The sequence below is a fragment of the Streptomyces sp. NPDC001617 genome (genome assembly GCF_053596855.1).
Genome location: NZ_JBSFHA010000105.1, coordinates 1 through 16541, shown reverse-complemented (window position 1 = coordinate 16541; position 16541 = coordinate 1). Strand labels below are relative to the sequence as shown.

At 66.9% G+C, this 16541-nt stretch carries 16 protein-coding genes; 9 read left to right on the top strand and 7 right to left on the bottom strand.

All coding sequences use genetic code 11. From position 1 onward, the window contains the following. Window positions 1–18: 18 nt before the first annotated feature. Both ACWC09_RS45655 and ACWC09_RS45650 read right to left on the bottom strand, forming a co-directional pair. Entirely contained in the window at window positions 19–321 is a 303-nt protein-coding gene (locus tag ACWC09_RS45655) for a DUF6412 domain-containing protein (RefSeq protein ID WP_450857371.1), read from the bottom strand. Window positions 322–357: 36 nt separating this feature from the next. Continuing rightward, window positions 358–888: a winged helix-turn-helix transcriptional regulator gene (locus ACWC09_RS45650; protein ID WP_450857370.1), complete on the bottom strand. Its 531-nt coding sequence runs from the start codon at window positions 886–888 to the stop codon at window positions 358–360. A 91-nt stretch (window positions 889–979) separates the two neighbouring features. On the opposite strand from ACWC09_RS45650, the gene ACWC09_RS45645 reads away from it, so the two are divergent. Next, complete coding sequence (locus ACWC09_RS45645; RefSeq protein WP_450857368.1) at window positions 980–2362, top strand: MFS transporter; 1383 nt, start codon at window positions 980–982, stop codon at window positions 2360–2362. 17 nt (window positions 2363–2379) lie between these two features. Here ACWC09_RS45645 and ACWC09_RS45640 read toward each other — a convergent pair whose 3' ends face one another. Continuing rightward, the gene (locus ACWC09_RS45640) at window positions 2380–3171 is read right to left on the bottom strand and encodes a class E sortase (RefSeq protein WP_450857366.1); all 792 of its coding nucleotides are present in this window, start codon (window positions 3169–3171) and stop codon (window positions 2380–2382) included. A 199-nt stretch (window positions 3172–3370) separates the two neighbouring features. On the opposite strand from ACWC09_RS45640, the gene ACWC09_RS45635 reads away from it, so the two are divergent. The 3 genes from ACWC09_RS45635 (at window position 3371) to ACWC09_RS45625 (ending at window position 7156) form a co-directional block, all read left to right on the top strand. Continuing rightward, window positions 3371–4843, top strand: a complete 1473-nt coding sequence (locus tag ACWC09_RS45635) for a beta-1,6-galactanase (protein WP_450857364.1) — start codon at window positions 3371–3373, stop codon at window positions 4841–4843. A 74-nt stretch (window positions 4844–4917) separates the two neighbouring features. Then, window positions 4918–6069 (top strand): MFS transporter, encoded by a 1152-nt coding sequence (locus ACWC09_RS45630; RefSeq protein WP_450857363.1) that lies wholly within the window; start codon window positions 4918–4920, stop codon window positions 6067–6069. Window positions 6070–6145: 76 nt separating this feature from the next. Beyond that, window positions 6146–7156, top strand: a complete 1011-nt coding sequence (locus ACWC09_RS45625) for a YecA family protein (RefSeq protein WP_450857361.1) — start codon at window positions 6146–6148, stop codon at window positions 7154–7156. 30 nt (window positions 7157–7186) lie between these two features. Here ACWC09_RS45625 and ACWC09_RS45620 read toward each other — a convergent pair whose 3' ends face one another. Next, window positions 7187–7579 (bottom strand): winged helix-turn-helix transcriptional regulator, encoded by a 393-nt coding sequence (locus tag ACWC09_RS45620; RefSeq protein ID WP_450857359.1) that lies wholly within the window; start codon window positions 7577–7579, stop codon window positions 7187–7189. 103 nt (window positions 7580–7682) lie between these two features. Between ACWC09_RS45620 and ACWC09_RS45615 the strand changes: the two genes are divergently transcribed. Continuing rightward, window positions 7683–8090, top strand: a complete 408-nt coding sequence (locus ACWC09_RS45615) for a RidA family protein (protein WP_450857357.1) — start codon at window positions 7683–7685, stop codon at window positions 8088–8090. A gap of 89 nt (window positions 8091–8179) precedes the next feature. Further along, complete coding sequence (locus tag ACWC09_RS45610; protein ID WP_450857355.1) at window positions 8180–8554, top strand: YybH family protein; 375 nt, start codon at window positions 8180–8182, stop codon at window positions 8552–8554. Window positions 8555–8706: 152 nt separating this feature from the next. Here the strand turns inward: ACWC09_RS45610 and ACWC09_RS45605 are convergent, their stop codons facing one another. Beyond that, window positions 8707–10035, bottom strand: a complete 1329-nt coding sequence (locus ACWC09_RS45605) for a DUF222 domain-containing protein (protein WP_450857353.1) — start codon at window positions 10033–10035, stop codon at window positions 8707–8709. 777 nt (window positions 10036–10812) lie between these two features. Here ACWC09_RS45605 and ACWC09_RS45600 point away from each other — a divergent pair. Then, a complete protein-coding gene (locus ACWC09_RS45600; protein WP_450857402.1) occupies window positions 10813–13881 on the top strand; it encodes a DUF3427 domain-containing protein in 3069 nt (1022 codons plus the stop codon). Window positions 13882–13896: 15 nt separating this feature from the next. Here ACWC09_RS45600 and ACWC09_RS45595 read toward each other — a convergent pair whose 3' ends face one another. Next, entirely contained in the window at window positions 13897–14568 is a 672-nt protein-coding gene (locus ACWC09_RS45595) for an ATP-binding protein (protein WP_450857351.1), read from the bottom strand. 180 nt (window positions 14569–14748) lie between these two features. On the opposite strand from ACWC09_RS45595, the gene ACWC09_RS45590 reads away from it, so the two are divergent. Continuing rightward, a complete protein-coding gene (locus ACWC09_RS45590; protein ID WP_450857349.1) occupies window positions 14749–15594 on the top strand; it encodes a helix-turn-helix domain-containing protein in 846 nt (281 codons plus the stop codon). Then, a complete protein-coding gene (locus ACWC09_RS45585) occupies window positions 15591–15797 on the top strand; it encodes a DUF397 domain-containing protein (protein WP_450857347.1) in 207 nt (68 codons plus the stop codon). The genes ACWC09_RS45590 and ACWC09_RS45585 overlap by 4 nt, the downstream gene beginning before the upstream one ends. Here the strand turns inward: ACWC09_RS45585 and ACWC09_RS45580 are convergent. Next, on the bottom strand, window positions 15790–16365 hold the full coding sequence (locus ACWC09_RS45580) for a hypothetical protein (RefSeq protein WP_450857346.1): 576 nt from the start codon (window positions 16363–16365) through the stop codon (window positions 15790–15792). The two genes, ACWC09_RS45585 and ACWC09_RS45580, sit on opposite strands and share 8 nt — an antisense overlap. Between the last annotated feature and the right edge of the window lie 176 nt (window positions 16366–16541).

The window sequence follows — 16541 nt, the reverse complement described above, 5'->3', positions numbered from 1 at the left end:
CCGATGGGGATACGTGCCCTACGCGACGGTCGCCGGGAGGGCGCGTCCGGGGGCTCGGGGCCGGGTGCGCCCCTTGGCGTCGGGGTCGCGCTGCGGCAGGAAGGCCGTACGGCGGGCCCGGTCCCGTATCGCCGTACGCACCCGCGTCGGCGGCACGGCCGGCACGCGACGCGCGGCGACCAGGGCACAGGCGGCGAGCGCGGCCCCGGCCGCGGCGGTCGCGGCGAGGGCGACGGTGGCGGTGAGGGTGCCGGTGTCGAGCAGGGCGACACCGGCCAGCAGAAGCAGCAGCGCCACGGCAGGACGCGGAACGCGCGTCATCGGCCGACCCCCCTCCCGTACGCCTGTCTCGTACGCCTACTCGACCGGATCGACCACAAGCGGCTCCAGCAGGCGCTTCGGCTTGAGCAACGCACGGCTCACCGGGTCCGCCGGGTCCGGGTTCAGGCCCGGTCCCGGTTCCATGACAACGTCCCCGACCGGTACGAGAGTTCCGCAGGCGCCGCATTCGCCGTACGGGCCGAGTTCGGTGCCGCAGGCGGCGTGCCGGAAGTGGCGCAGCTGGGTCTCGCTGAAGTGCTCGCGGCCCCACAGACCGAGCGAGCGCACCGTCGGCCACAGGGCGATGCCGCGGTCGGTGATGACGTACTCGTCGCGCGGCGGCGACTCCTGGTAGCGGCGCCTGTCGAGGATTCCCTCCGCGGTCAGCGTCTGGAGGCGGGCGGCGAGGACCGCGCGCGGGATGCCCAGGTGGACCAGGAAGTCGTTGTAGCGGCGGACGCCGTAGAGGGCGTCGCGGATGACGAGGAGGGTCCAGCGCTCGCCGATGATCTCCAGCGCGCGGGCGATGGAGCACTCCTGTGTCGCGTAGTCCTTGCCCAGTGCCATGCGTCCACTGTAACTATTTTCCGCCGGTTGGTTCAATGACCGAACCTACGGTGGTACGGTTCGGGACATGACTAGGTTCAATGAACGAACCATGACGGAAGTCCAGGCGCCGCACACCAAGCCGGCCCCTCACCCCGAAGCACCTCCCCATCCACGCCTCACCTTGGCCCTGACCAGCGCGGCGACCGCCGTGACGCTGATGACGTACACCGCGCCGGTCGTCACCCTCCGCGACACCGCCCTCGCCCTGCACACCCCGCTGTCCGCACAGGCGTGGCTGATCAACGGAACCCCGCTCGGCCTCGCCGCCGTCCTCCTGGTCGCCGGCAGCCTGGCCGACGACTACGGCCGCCGCCGGATCTTCCTCGCCGGCACCCTCACCCTCGGCCTCACCACGGCCCTCGGCGCGCTGGCCTCCTCCACCCTCCAGTTCACACTGGCCCGCATAGCCCAGGGCGCGGCGAGCGCGGCGATCCTCGCCAGCAGCCTGGGCCTGCTGGTGCACGCCTTCCCGACCCCGCGCGGCCGCCTGCACGCGACCGGCGTGTGGGGCGCCTTCGTCAGCGGCGGTATCGCGGCGGGGCCGCTGCTGGCGGGTGCGATGCCGGACTGGCGGGTGGCGTACGCCGTCCTGGGCGGGGCCGCGTTGCTGGTGGCGGCCCTGTCGACGCGTACGTTGACCGAGTCCCGCTCACCGAGGGGCGGCCGCCCCGACATCCTGGGCGCGCTGACCTTCGGCCTGGCACTGGTCTCCCTGGTCGCCGCCCTGACACTGGGCCGCGACGGCTGGCTGCGCGCGGAGGTGGGCCTGCTGTTCCTGGCGACCGTGGTGCTGATCGCCGTCTTCGCCCTGGTGGAACTCCGCACCCCGACCCCCATGATCGACCTGAGTCTGCTGCGCCGCCCGGGCTTCCTGGCCTCGTCCGCCGGCGGCCTGTTCACGGGCCTCGCGGTGATCGGCCTCTTCAGCTTCCTGCCGGTCCTGTTCCAGCAGGTGCTGGGCCTGACCCCGATGGACACGGCGTGGCTGTTCCTGCTCTGGTCGGGCCTGTCCTTCACGGTGGCCCTGCAGGCCAAGCGCCTGGCCGGCCGTGTATCGCCCCGCCACCAACTGGCCGTCGGCTTCGCCCTGCACGCGGCCGGCGTCCTCACGATGCTGGGCGCGATCGACTCGGGCTCCTGGCAACGCCTCCTGCCCGGACTGATCCTGGGCGGAATCGGCAGTGGCCTACTCAACGCCGCCCTCCCCCTCCTCTCGGTCGAGTCGGTCCCGCCGACCCGAGCGGCCATGGGCTCCGGCGCCCAGCAGACCTTCCGCTACATCGGCTCCTGCGCCGGCGTCGCCCTGACGATCGCCATCGTCACGTCCTCCCACGGCGGCCTGGGCCACGGCGCGAACATCGCCCTGTGGGTGTCGGCGGGCCTGGCACTGCTGGCGGGCGTGGCCGTGGTGGGGTTGCGGGAGCGGGCGTAGACCGCCGGTCGGGCCCCTCAACTCCGGGGCCGCATCGACACCAGCTTCCCCCACACCACCAGCCGATACCTGGACGTGAACTCCGGAGTGCACGTGGTGAGCGTGATGTAGTACCCCGGCTCGCTGTACCCGTACGACGGCTTGACGATCGAGCGCGGGATCGGCCGTACGACCCCCGAGTCGCGCGACGAGGTCTGCGGCAGCGTCTTGTCGACGACGTAGGTGTAGGTCGCGTTTCTGGTCTCCACCTCGACGACGTCCTTCGCCCGCAGCCGGTTGATGTACCGGAAGGGCTCCCCGTGGGTGTTCCGGTGCCCCGCGAGGGCGAAGTTGCCCGCCTGGCCCGGCTGTTGGGTGCCGATGTAGTGGCCGACGTACCCCTTGTTCAGCACGTTCTGCTTGCTGACGCCCTCCGCGACGGGGGCGCGGAGGCCGAGCCGGGGGATGGTGATGACGGCGTAGGCCTGGGACCAGGAGGGGCCGGACTGCCGGGCGGTGGTGGTCTGTCGGCGCGTACGGGTGCCGGTGGCTCCGCTGCTGCCGGGCGACGGCGACGGGACGGCCGTATCCGAGTCCCTGTCCGACCCCCCGCCCCCGCCGGAGCCCCCCTTCCCCCACTCCCGCTCCAGCGCCTCCACCTTGCGCTCGGCCCCCCGCTTGGCCTCCCGGTTCGTCCACCACAGCTGATGCACGACGAGAAGCAGCAGCACCACCCCGACCGTGACCAGCGCCTCGCCCCCGGTCCACAGCGCACGCCGCCGCCGGACCGACCGCCGCCGGCTGCTGTGCTGCACGACGGGAACACGCATCCGCGGCCCTCCCTCCCAGCCCGGCACCGAGTCGCCCGCACCATAAGGGCCGGGCCTTCAACTCACCACCTCCACGTCCTGTTCGGCACTTCGTACATAGGTTTTAGAAAGGGCTGTCGCAACTCTCGACAATCTCACACACCACACCCGATGCTTCGTCGTGGCATGAACGGGACAGGCCACTTACGGAGAAGAGACCATGATCCGACGCAGAACCCTGCTGACGGCGGCGGGCGGCACCCTCCTGGGCAGCGCCCTCGCGACCGGCACCGCACGCGCGGACGCCACGATCGCCGTCAACCCATCGACGTCGTACGGCACTTGGGAGGGCTGGGGCACCTCCCTCGCCTGGTGGGCCAATGTCTTCGGCGCCCGGGACGACTTCGCCGACATCTTCTTCACCACCAAGTCGACGACGTACAACGGCACTTCGCTCCCCGGCCTGGGCCTGAACATCGCCCGCTACAACCTGGGCGCGTGCAGCTCGAACACGGTGAACGGCGAGAGCATGGTCGCCTCCGCCAACATCCCCGCCTTCAAGCAGATCGAGGGCTACTGGCAGGACTGGAACAACGAGGACCCGACCTCCTCGGCCTGGAAGTGGACGGCGGACGCCACCCAGCGCGCGATGCTGGTCAAGGCGACGTCACGCGGCGCGACGACCGAGCTGTTCGCCAACTCCCCCATGTGGTGGATGTGTCTGAACCACAACCCCTCCGGCGCCTCCGACGGCGGCAACAACCTCCAGTCCTGGAACTACCGCCAGCACGCCTCCCACCTCGCCTCGGTGGCCCTCTACGCCAAGAACAACTGGGGCGTGAACTTCGCGACGGTCGAGGCCTTCAACGAGCCGTCGTCGTCGTGGTGGACGGCGACCGGCACGCAGGAGGGCTGCCACATGGACGCGACGGTCCAGTCGGCCGTACTGCCGTATCTGCGCAGCGAGTTGGACAGCCGAGGCCTGACCAGCACGAAGATCTCGGCCTCGGACGAGACGAGCTACGACCTCGCCCGCACCACCTGGAACTCCTTCTCCTCCACGACGAAGGGGTACGTCAACCGGGTCAACGTCCACGGCTACCAGGGCTCCGGCGGCCGCCGCGACCTCCTCTACACGGACGTCGTCACCACGGCCGGCAAGGCCCTCTGGAACTCCGAGACCGGCGACAACGACGGCACCGGCTACACCCTCGCCTTCAACCTCCTCTACGACTTCCGCTGGCTGCACCCCACCGCCTGGGTCTACTGGCAGGTCATGGACCCGTCCACGAACTGGGCGATGATCGCGTACGACGCGAGCACGCTGACGGCGGGCGCGGTCCAGACGAAGTACTACACAATGGCCCAGTTCAGCCGCCACATCCGCCCGGGGATGAAGATCCTGGACACGGGCGTGAGCAACGCGGTCGCGGCCTACGACTCCTCCGCCAAACGCCTGGTGATCGTCGCCCTCAACACCTCGACGTCCTCCCAGACCTTCACCTTCAACCTCGCCAACTTCACCACCGTGACGGGCGGTTCGGGCGGCCTGGTCCCGCGCTGGAACACGGTGACGACGGGCGGCGACCGCTACAAGTCGTACTCCGACACGTACCTGAGCGGGAAGACCGTGTCGGTGTCGCTCGCGGGGAAGGCGGTGCAGACGCTGCAGATCGACGGGGTGACGATCTGACGGCGGGTATCAGGAAGGACGGGACGAACAGCACGGACAGGAGGGGTACGACCAGCTCGTCGGCGCCCGCGCGCATGCCGGCCGGGCTGGTCGCCCTCGCGCTCGGCGGTTTCGGAATCGGCCTGACCGAGTTCGTGATCGCCGGGCTGCTCCCGCAGGTGGCCCGGAGCCTCGCCGTCTCCGAGGCCGCCGCGGGCTGGCTGATCTCCGGCTACGCCCTGACGGTCGCGATCGGCGCGATAGCGGTGACGGCCGCGACGGCGTCCCTGCCCCGCAAGCCGGTCCTGACGGCCCTGGTCGTGTTGTTCGTCCTCGGCAACCTCCTCTCCGCCCTCGCCCCGAACTACCCGGTGATGCTGCTGGGCCGCATCGTCGCCGCCCTCTGCCACGGCACGTTCTTCGGCATCGGCTCCCTGGTGGCCCGCCGTATGGTCGCGCCGGAACGGGCGTCGAGAGCGGTCGCGGTGATGTTCGCGGGCCTGACGGTCGCGAACGTGCTCGGGGTCCCCTTCGGCGCCCTGGTCGGCGAACGCTGGGGCTGGCGGGCGACGTTCTGGGCGATCACCGGGATCGGGGTCGTGGCGGTCGCCGCCATCGCGGTACTGGTGCCGGCCTGGGCGGGCGAGGTGGAGGGCGACGCGACCGGAACGCTGCCCGCCCAGCTACGGGCGATGCGCTCCCGCCAGGTCTGGCTGACCCTGGCCGCGACCGCCCTCTCCTACGGCGGCATGTTCGGCGCCTTCAGCTACCTCGCGTACACCTTCACCGAGGTCACCGGCTTCAGGGACACCGACGTCCCCTGGCTCCTGGTGATCTACGGCACGGGCCTGGTGGCCGGCAACCTCATCGGCGGCAGAACGGCGGACCGCAACCGGGACGGCTCCCTGCTGGTGTTCCTGACCGTCCTGGCCGCGGTCCTGTTCGTGTTCGGACTGCTGGCGAGGAGCCCGGTGGCGGCCGTGATCCTGGTGCTGTTGACGGGCGTCTTCGGCTTCGCGCCCGTCCCGGGCCTGATCACGCGCGTCACGGACGCCGCCGGCGGAGTCCCCCTGGCGGCGAGCGCGAACGTGTCGGCATCGAACGTGGGCAACGCGCTGGGCGCCTGGCTGGGCGGAGTGGCGATCACCGAGGGCCTGGGCTACACGGCACCCCTGTACGTAGGAGCAGGGATAGTCCTGACCGGCCTGGGAACGATGGCGATGGCGGCGCGCACACCTCAGTCCTGACGGCGGGCCGCCCTTGACCAGCACATACCTCTTCCACACCTCTTCTCCGCCACAGATGGGCAGTACGGTTTCCCTCATGCGCCCCGACACGCCTGCCGAGAACGTCGACCACACCGCCGAAGCGGCCCGCCTGGAGCGAACCGCCGGCCTGTACCCCGAGGACGCCGAGGCCCTGCTCCTCCAGGCCGCGGCCCACCTGGAGCTGTCCGGCGACCGCCCCGCCGCGACCACCCTCTACGACCGCCTGCTCTCCTCCCAGGAGCCCCTGGAGAACCCGTACCTGGTACGAGCCCTCAAGGCCTCCAACCTCTGGGAGTACGGCCACGAGGCCGAGGCCCGAGCGATCATCGAGGGCGTCCGAGCAGGCTCGCCCCGCGACCCGGCCTCCTGGGTGATCGTGGCGGAGTCCCTGGAGGCGCACGACGAGCTGGAGGCGGCCCAGGAGACGTTCACGGAAGGGGTGCGGTTGCTCCTGACCGACGTACCGGAGCCCCCGTACTCCACGCACCCCCTGCTGTTCGGCCGCCACCGGGTACGCCGCATGCTGGGCGCCACCCACGACGACTGGGACATCCTCGCCGACACCCTCCACTCCTCCCCCGTCTCCCTGGACGAACTCCACGACCCGAAACGCGTCTGGTCCCTCGGCTCGGACAACCCGGCGGAACTGGCGGCGGAGATCTCACGCCTGCGCGCTGAGCTGGGGGCATACCGCGAGGCCCTGTCCCGCCCCTTCCCGGTGGCGGTACTGCACTGGCCCGAGGGGGAGCTGGCTGAACTGGTGGCGGCCTACCCGACGCTGGGTGAGGAGTACCCCTCACACGAGGAGCACCTGGCGACGATAGAGGCGTCGCTGCGGGAACTGGCGGCCAGCGGAACGGGGAACCTGGGAATCGTGACGGGCACTGTCCCGTCGTACGAGGCCTTCGCGGCGTCGGAGGGGTCATCACCGGCCGAGCCGGAACTACTGCCCCAGTACGCGACGACGCTGGCGGCGCGGGGGCGGGCGGTGGAGTGGCCGCCGCAGCGGGGGGCGGTTTGTTGGTGCGGGTCGGGGCGGGGGTATGAGGGGTGCCACGGGGCGTAGGGGCCCTACCGCTGCTTCTGAGGCCGCCCGTCAGCCACCGATGCCGACGCTGTTGTCACCGTCATCGAAGCGGCTCCGGGCGGCCTCGATGTGCCCGAAGTACTGATGGGTCCACACGCACATCCCATCAACGGTGGCCCGCAGCCCCTCCCCCGCCTCGGTAAGGCTGTACTCGACGCGAGGCGGCACGGTGGGATACACGCGCCGCTCGACCAACCCGTTCCGCTCCAGCATGCGGAGATTCTGGGTGAGCATCTTGTGGCTGACGCCCTCGACCTGGTTCCGCAACTCGCTGAAACGCAGGGTGCCTTCGCCGAGGGCCTCGATGATCAGCAGCGCCCACTTGTTGGCGACATCGGAAAAGATCTCGCGAGCCAACGAGTCGGCCCGGCGAAGGTCGGCGTCTTCCTGCTTGGTCACCATAAGGTTCCCCAGTCACTAAAAAGTGCGTACTTCCACGTCGGGGCTCACTCTCCTACGGTTCCTGAGTAACCACAAGAAACCGACCAACCGAACGGCGAGCGACATGCCCATCACCTTGGCGAACCCCGAGGGCCTCCCGAAGATCGACGTCTACCACCAGCTGTCGATCACGACCGGCTCGAAACTCATCTTCATAGCCGGCCAGGTGGCCTGGGACGCCACCGGAACCACGGTCGGCAAGGACGACCTGACCACCCAGGTCGAACAGTGCTACCTCAACATCAACACCGCCCTGTCCAAGGCCGGCGCGACCTTCGACGACGTAGCGAAACTGACCTTCTACGTCGTCGACTGGACCCCCGACAAGATGCCGGCGCTCCTGGAGGGGGTGTCCCGAGCATCCGCTCGACTGGGGATCACCCCGACCCCACCGACCACCCTGGTGGGCGTTGCGGCACTGGACGTCCCCGAGCACCTGGTCGAGATCGAAGCGACCGCGGTCGTCGCCTGAACGTCCGCTCACCCGCTGAGTACTGGGATCAGAAGCGGCCTGACAACCCCTGTCACTTGTCACGCCGCGAAGGGAGAAAGAACCAGTCCATGCCCGAATCCACGGCTGCGCTCACCGAGTTCATCCGCGCCTACGAGCAGGCCACCAACAGTCACGACATCACCCAGCTGGTCCCGCTGATCGCTCCCGAGGCCGTCTACTGGTTCTCCGACGGATCACACCGCGGCCGCGAAGCCGTCCTCTCGGCCATCACCGAGACCTTCGCCACCATCCGCGACGAGATCTACCAGATCGACGACCTGGAGTGGATCGCCCACAGCGATGACCACGCGGTATGCCGCTACCGGTTCAATTGGACCGGAACCATCAACAACCAGCCGCGCTCAGGAAGCGGCCGCGGCACCAACGTGCTCGTCAACAACGCCGGAACCTGGCAGATGGTTCACGAACACCTCAGCGCATAACCAGGCGGCAGCACCGAGCACGCCAGCACGGCGACGACGTTGTCGAGCATTCCGGCGCCGAACCAGTGCCCCACGGCGTCGCCGTCGCCCAGCAGCTGCTGAACGGTGTAAACCTGCTTGGTAGAAACCCACAGGCACCGGGGCGCGCGCCCTCACTCTCGATAGACGGGCGGGGTGTTGGTGTACGTGTGTCCCGTGGGCGCCGTCCAGGTACTGGTCCCGGTGTGCGGATCGCGCGTAACTCTCCACCCAGGATGATGCGTCTTGAGCCGATGATGCCGACGGCACAACGGCTGCAGGTTGTCCGGCACGGTCTGCCCACCACGCTCCGGATGCCGGTGATCGAACGGCCGGACATGGTCGAGATCGCAGCGGTGAGCAGGCATCCGGCAACTGGGGAAGGCGCAGTACCGATCCCGGGCAACCACATGCCGAGCCGCCTCGGCCGTCGGCCGATAGGTCATGGGGTCGGCCTTCACGAGCAGCCCGGTCTCCGGCTGCGTCAGCAACCGCCGCCAGATCGTGCCGGGCGCGAAGGCAAGCTCGCGGGCCTGCCCAGCGGTGATCGGACCGTACCCCTTCAGCTCCGCCGGGCCCTCATCCGCACCCAGCAGAATGTCGAAGGGAACGGTCACCTGCACGACGACCGCCGACCGTGAACCTCCACCGGACTCAGCCGCACCCCAGCCCTCAAGCGGCGCGGCCTGATTGACGACCAGGTCGAACAGAGCATCCGACCGCTTCTGCTCCAAGGTGCGGCCGTCCTCCGCAAGGGCGGCGGCACGCACATCCACGGCCTGTTCCATGAGCGCGGCCTGCTGCGCAGGCAACACGGCACCAAAGAGGGCCATGCCGTCCTCCTTCGGGTAGTGCAGCACATGCCGCTCCCGGACCCGCTGCTGGTGGCGAAGCTCGGCTCCCTCCGGATCAGCACGATGAATCTCCCGACGCAACGAAGCCCGAGTCTGCCCAGCCGCCTGAGCAGGCATCTTGGCAACCATGACGGCCTCGACCTGCCCGGCCACCTCGTCGCCGAGCACCTCCAACTGATCGGCAACCGCCTGCGCCTGCACGTACGAGATCTGCCCCTCCGCCAGCAACCCGGTCGTCGCCTCATGCCGAGCCGCAAGCAGGGTGGCCGTCCTCAACCACTGCGCAGCGGTCTGATTGGCCAGCCTCAACGCACACGCGACTTCCTCCACCGCCCCGTCCCACGAGGCCGCAAGCACATCACTCAGCGCCCCGCCCGCCTCCAAGATCACAACCTCAGGAGTCTCGGAGTACGCCGCAATGGCCGCCAGCACCTCAACCTGCTTGGCCTGCAACCACGCCACATGCTGCTCCAACACCACCAACGCATCGATCCGCCCCCGCGCCGAGAGCCCCGCAACCTCAACCACCCCAAGCAGACCCGCACTCTCCGCACCCGGCCCCTGCTCGCGCAGGACAGCCACCAGCTCATCCGGCGAACCGGAGCCCAACGCACCTCCGCCCCCGACGAACCCAGAACTGACCAGCCCACTCACAGGCAAGGCACCCCCCTAGCTCCCGCACACCGCGACGACCTGCCGATCTCCCCACTCTCCGCGGACGAGCCGACATCTTCAATTATCCGTCACACAGAGTAATAATGCCAGGTCAATCCCTACCCTCGAAGGAGTGAACCACCCAAGAACCCCTACTCGATCCCGAACCGCCGGCCCCGACCCACCACTCACCGCGATCCACCACTGACCGCCCCACCACCCACCGGCCGCAAGCCGCTTAGCCATCCCGGCGTGCCGCCGAGACGCGATCGCGCCCACCACCCCGCCCACCACCCGACCGACACAAGCGACCACCAACCTGGGCACCCTGCCTTTCCGGGCCGCTCGCTCGCTTCTGACCCGTGCTGGAGCGAAACGAGTCAAGGGCGGCCCGGAGGGCCGTCGCCGAAGGCGACGCGGAACGAAGTGGAGCGCCCTTTACTCGGTTCGCGGAAGCACGACACTGAGAAAGAAGCGGGCGGCCCCACGGCAACCATGCAACACGCGGTACTGAAAGTCCTTCCCTCGCATCTCAGATCACCTCCGATCCGAACCGCCATCCGAAAACGATCACCTTTCAACAGAAGCGCTTCGATTGTCAGTGACTGCTGTTAGAACTGATCCCTACCGACATGAGGGATCAAAGGAGCAGTCGTGGCGGAATCGGGGGACCTGGCCCAGCCAGTCGCAGGCGTCTACGAGCAACTCATCACGCGGACCCTGCGCGACCGGATGGAGCGGCTCGAAGCAACGGGCTGGAAGGCCATCGATGGGGAAGTCAGCGAAGAGTCGGCGCCTCACGTCTTGGCTCGCCACATCAGTGAGGCCGTGGGACGCAGACTCAGCCAACTGCCGCACGACAAGCAGGTGACCGTCGCTAACCAAATCCTGCAATCGCTGGCTACCCATGCCCCCGACCCGGCCGTCGACGAAATCGTGGGCACCATCGCCGACGGCCCCCGGCAACTCCTGGCACTCGCCGAGCGGGAGGCTCCCGGCGTCTACGCGATTCGCCCTCTGACCCCTCTTTCAGAAACTGCGCTCATCACCAACGCCCCTGACGATCCCAGCCTGGGCACGGAGTTGAGGGCGGAGCTCGCGACAGCAGACCGCATCGACCTGCTATGCGCGTTCGTGAAGTGGTACGGCATACGAGTCCTCGAAGACTCGCTCCGAGCCGCCAAGGAGCGAGGTGTCCCCATCCGGGTCATCACGACCACCTACATCGGCGCAACCGACCGGCACGCCCTGGACCGCCTGGTCCGCGAGTTCGGCGCCGAAGTGAAGGTCAACTACGAGCTCCGATCGACGCGGCTTCACGCCAAGGCCTGGCTCTTCCGACGGAACACCGGCTTCGATACGGCGTACGTGGGCAGCTCCAACCTCTCGAAGGCCGCACTTCTGGACGGCTTGGAGTGGAACGTACGGCTGTCGTCGGTCGCCACCCCAAGGGTCCTCGACAAGTTCGAGGCGACTTTCGACGCGTACTGGGCCGACGCGGCATTCGAGTCATACGACCCTGACCGCGACGGTGAGCGACTGGCCGAGGCTCTGTCCCGGGCGGGCGGCACAGGAACGAGCGGCGAGCTAAAGATCAGCCTCTCCGGCCTCGAAGTGCACCCGCTTCCGCATCAGAAGGACATGCTGGAACGGCTCCGGGTTGAGCGCGAGATACGTGATCGCCACCAGAATCTCCTAGTCGCGGCGACCGGCACCGGCAAGACGGTCATGGCAGCGCTGGACTACCGGACCATGCGCAACAAGCGTGGCGGAGCACTGCCGCGACTGCTTTTCGTCGCGCACCGCAAGGAGATCCTTAAGCAGTCTCTACGCACGTACCGCGAATTGCTCGACGACGCGTCATTCGGCGAACTGCTCCACAGTGGGGAGGAGCCCCGTGACTGGACGCATGTCTTCGCGAGCGTTCAATCCCTCAACCTCAAGCGGCTCGAACAACTCGACCCTGAGCATTTCGACGCCATCGTCATCGACGAGTTCCATCACGCGAAGGCAGCCACGTACCAGCGGGTCATCGCGCACTTCAAGCCGAAAGAACTACTCGGGCTCACCGCAACCCCGGAGCGGATGGACGGGGTCAACGTGCAAGACGAGTTCTTCGAGGGCCGCATCGCCGCCGAACTTCGTCTTTGGGAGGCCCTGGAGAACGACCTGCTGTGCCCTTTCCATTACTTCGGGATCCCGGACGGAACCGACCTCACCAATCTCGACTGGCGGTCGGGCACCTACGACCGCAACCAACTCGGCAATGTGTTCTCAGCAGACCACGCCCGAGCCCGCATCGTCATCAAGCAAGTCGAGGACAAGATCTCCGATCCCGCCACCATGCGGGCCCTCGGCTTCTGCGTCACCAAGGCACACGCGCACTTCATGGCCGAGCGCTTCCGCAAGGCGGGCTTCCAAGCCACGGCTCTCGATAGCGACTCATCGCCCGACGAACGGGAGCGCACGCTGGACGACCTGAAGGCCGGCCGCATCCAAGTGATCTTCTCCGTCGACCTATTCAATGAGGGCTTGGACATCCCGGACGTCGACACGCTGCTCCTCCTCCGACCCACGAACAGCGCGACAGTCTTCCTCCAGCAACTGGGACGAGGGCTGCGCCGCACGCCGAACAAACCGGTGCTGACGGTGCTCGACTTCATCGGCCAGCATCGGGCGGAGTTCCGCTTCGAGGAGCAGTTCCGGGCCCTGACCAACCTCTCCCGCAATCGCTTGGTCGACAGCATGGAGCGGGACTTCCCCCAGTTGCCCTCCGGCTGTCAGATCATCTTGGAAGGCAAGTCCAAGGACCTGGTCCTCAACAACATCCGCACCCAACTCAAGGCCACCATCACGACGTTGGCGAAGGAGGTCAGGGACTACAGCACAGACAAGCTTGCGGACTATCTCAAGGAGAGCCGCCGCGAAATCAAGGAGCTGTACAAGTCGAGCAACTCGTGGACGTCCGTCCTGCGTCGCTCTGGCCTGGTCAACCTGCCTGAACAAGCAGGTGAGGAAGAGCTGTTGAAGCGGGTGCACGCCTTCCTACACGTCGACGACCGCGAGCGCGCTGAAGCATACGCACGCTTGCTGGGCGATAACGCACCGACGTACGACGATCTGAGTCCGACAGACCAAACATACGCGCGCATGCTCTTCTTCAACCTCTGGGACAAGGCTGGTGGCTTCAGCTCCTACACACAGGGGCTTGAATCCCTCCGTGAACAAGAAGCCCTCCGTAGCGAGCTTCGACAAGCACTCAACCACGTGTTGGAACAGGCGGACCACTTCCCCATTCCTCTGGAAGGCCCGCATGCGCACCTCCCCCTGAAGATCCACAGCGCCTACAACCGGTCGGAGATCCTGGCCGCGCTGGGCGTTGCCCGCCTCGGCGGGCAGATGCCCGGCTCCTTCGCTCAGGGAGTGCTGTGGGACGAGCCGAATCAAACGGACGCGCTGCTGATCACTCTGGAGAAGAATGAGAAGGATTTCTCCCCCACCGTCCGGTACAAGGACTACGCGTTGAGCCCTTCCCTCTTCCACTGGGAGTCGCAGAGCACGACCGCAGACACCTCACCCACCGGCCTGCGCTATCAACAGCACGCCCAACGCGGCAGCCACGTCCTGCTGTTCATGCGGCGCTACAAGGACACCGACATCGGCAAGGCGCAACCGTGGATGCTGCTCGGCCCTGCGACCTACGTCCGGCACGAGGGCAGCAAGCCCATGGCCATCACCTGGCAGCTGCATCATGAGCTGCCTGCGGATGTGTGGTCATACTCGACGATCACCGCGGGTTAGCAGACTCGACAACCTTCATACCCCCTGGCCGATTTGAGCCTCAAAGTGAGTCTGAGCTCGGTCGAGTACATCATCGGGGTCATAGCCGCGTGCGCGCAGCCAGTGCAGCACGTCGGCCATGACTCCGATGGCGGCCTCTTCGGCTGCTGCCGTGCTCAGCAGACTGGCACCCCCAGCCATAGCCCTACCGTGCGGGAGTTGCCACGATCCATACAGATCGAGGATCGCCTCGGCTCGCGTCACGCGGGGACCGTTTGCCTGGCTGTCGGCGCCGGGTGCGTCTACAGCGAGCTCACACCACACCACCTTGCTGTCGCCGCAAAGATTCACGCCCCACCGGTGATCCGTCACGGCGTCGACAAGTGCCATCCCTCGCCCCGACTCCTGAGTCGTGCCAGCAGCGAGCAGGGTGGGCAACGCCCGCGTGTCAGGATCCTCAACTTCGAAGCGCAGATACGGCCCACTCAGCGCCATGCGCAGCATCGTGGGTGTTCCCTCGCCGACGTGCCGGATGACGTTGGCCACCAGCTCCGATACACAGATCTGTGCTGCGTCCACGAGATCTGGCAACCCCCACAGGATGAGCCGAAGCCGCAACGTCCGCCTCAACTGGGCCACTTCATTCGGATGGGCAGTGAAGGCGTGCAGCCAGGGCTCTCGTCCGGCACAGCCGCTGACGTAGATCATCTTTGACCACCCTTCATGCGCGCCGTTGCGCACCGTGCATCTATCGGTGACTCCCAGTGACAGATTTGCAGTGACCGTCCCGCCGTGCAACATGCATGAAGGGATTCCCTCGTTAGAGTGATTGGCCTTTCTCACCTCTTCCGATGGGATGGACCTTCCGCTAATCCACGAGGAGTTGACATGGCCGGATCCCCCACAGCTCGCCGTCGCCGGCTTGCGATCGAACTCAAGCGGCTACGAGAGGAGAGCGGCCTGACCTGTAGCCAGGTGGGCAAGGGACTGGACTGGAGCAGCTCCAAGGTCAGCCGTATGGAGACGGGACAGGGGCGCGTCCAACCGTCTGACGTCGACGCCGTATGCCGCTTCTACCAGACCCCAGAAGAGCTGCGCGATCTCCTGAAGTCGCTGGCCAAGGACTCCAAGACAAAGGGGTGGTGGCACGCCCACGGCGATGCGATCCCCGCCTGGTTCTCGGTGTACGTCGGCCTCGAGCAGGCAGCGTCCAACTTGCGGAGCTACCAAGCAGAGTTCATCCCTGGCTTGCTGCAGACGGACGAGTACGCAGCCGAGCAGTGCCGAGCATGGGCCGACCACACCCCCGAGGACATTCAGCGGATGGTCGACGTCCGAATGCGTCGCCAAGAGCTGCTCACCAGCGAGAGCGCACCTGACCTGTGGACTGTCGTCCACCAGAGCGCCTTGCAGCATGTGGTCGGCAGCCGTCAGGTCATGACCCGACAGCTCGAACGTATGCTGGAAATCTGCAAGTTGAAGAACGTAACCGTGCAGGTTCTGCCGTTCGATGCCGGCGCCTACCCCACCACGGGGTCGTACACGATCCTCGGTTTCCCGGAGCAGGAGGATCCGGACTTGGTCTATCGAGAGGGACTTACCGATTCGGTCTACCTCGAAGAGCCCAAGGACGTGGCCTTCTACACGAAGGCCTTTGACCACCTCAGGGCCTTGGCATTGAGCCCCCAGCGCTCGACCTTGCTGATCACGAGACTCTTGGAGGACTCCCGATGACGCCATCGTCCAGCTTCCAATGGCACAAAAGCAGTTACAGCAACGGCATGGGGGGCGAGTGCTTGGAAGTGGCCGCACTCGCTGCGGCAATCGCGGTGCGAGATTCCAAGGTCACATCGGGGCCGCGCCTCATACTGAGCCGTGCCGCATGGCAGAGCTTTATAGGCGCCCTGCCCTGCCTCAACCAGGAACCCGCTAGCTGACTGGCTGCCGCGGATCACGAATGATCTCGCCAGCACGCTGGAGGAACGTGGCGTGCGCTTGCACCATCTCACCTATGGCCCGGTCACATATGGACCAATCTGCGGTGGCACCCGGAGAACTCAGGTTCCCCATCTGCAACAGGGCGCTGACGGCCGCCACCGACTTCTCCGTTAGCGTATAGGCCAACAAATTTGTCTCATTTGGCCCCCAGAGAGCCAATTTGCTAGTTTTAGCCTGAAGCTCGAGTGCGCGCTCTCGCACCTCATGCCCCGTCGCCGCATCAAGCCCGCCCCCGCTTCGGACCTCAGGAGAGGCGCGCACGACCGCTTCATCCAGAGCGGCATAAGCCACAATAAGGTCGGCAAATGCCTGATGCCGCTGACTACGCACCCACTGCCAGTGCTCCGCTGCCGCCTGGCCGTGCACCTGCGCTAACGCTGCCTCAACCGCCTTACGCCCGCCAACTTCCGCGCCGTGCTTGGCGTATCTACCGGCGATCACAGCCCCGATCACTGCGGCCACGAAAGCGATAACGCCCGAAATGACCGTCCCCATCGCATCACTCATCACACCATCCTTGGTTGAACTCAGCACTGCCACAACGCTCACTCGCAACCTAGGTCGTTTGCCCCCTCACTCCGTGAGCACTGAGTGGGCGTTAAGTCCGATCTTCCTCGGTTCGTGATCGCTCGATCGAGGTACTGATCGCCGGGCAGGCCATCCGCTGGGCATGTGCATGCTGA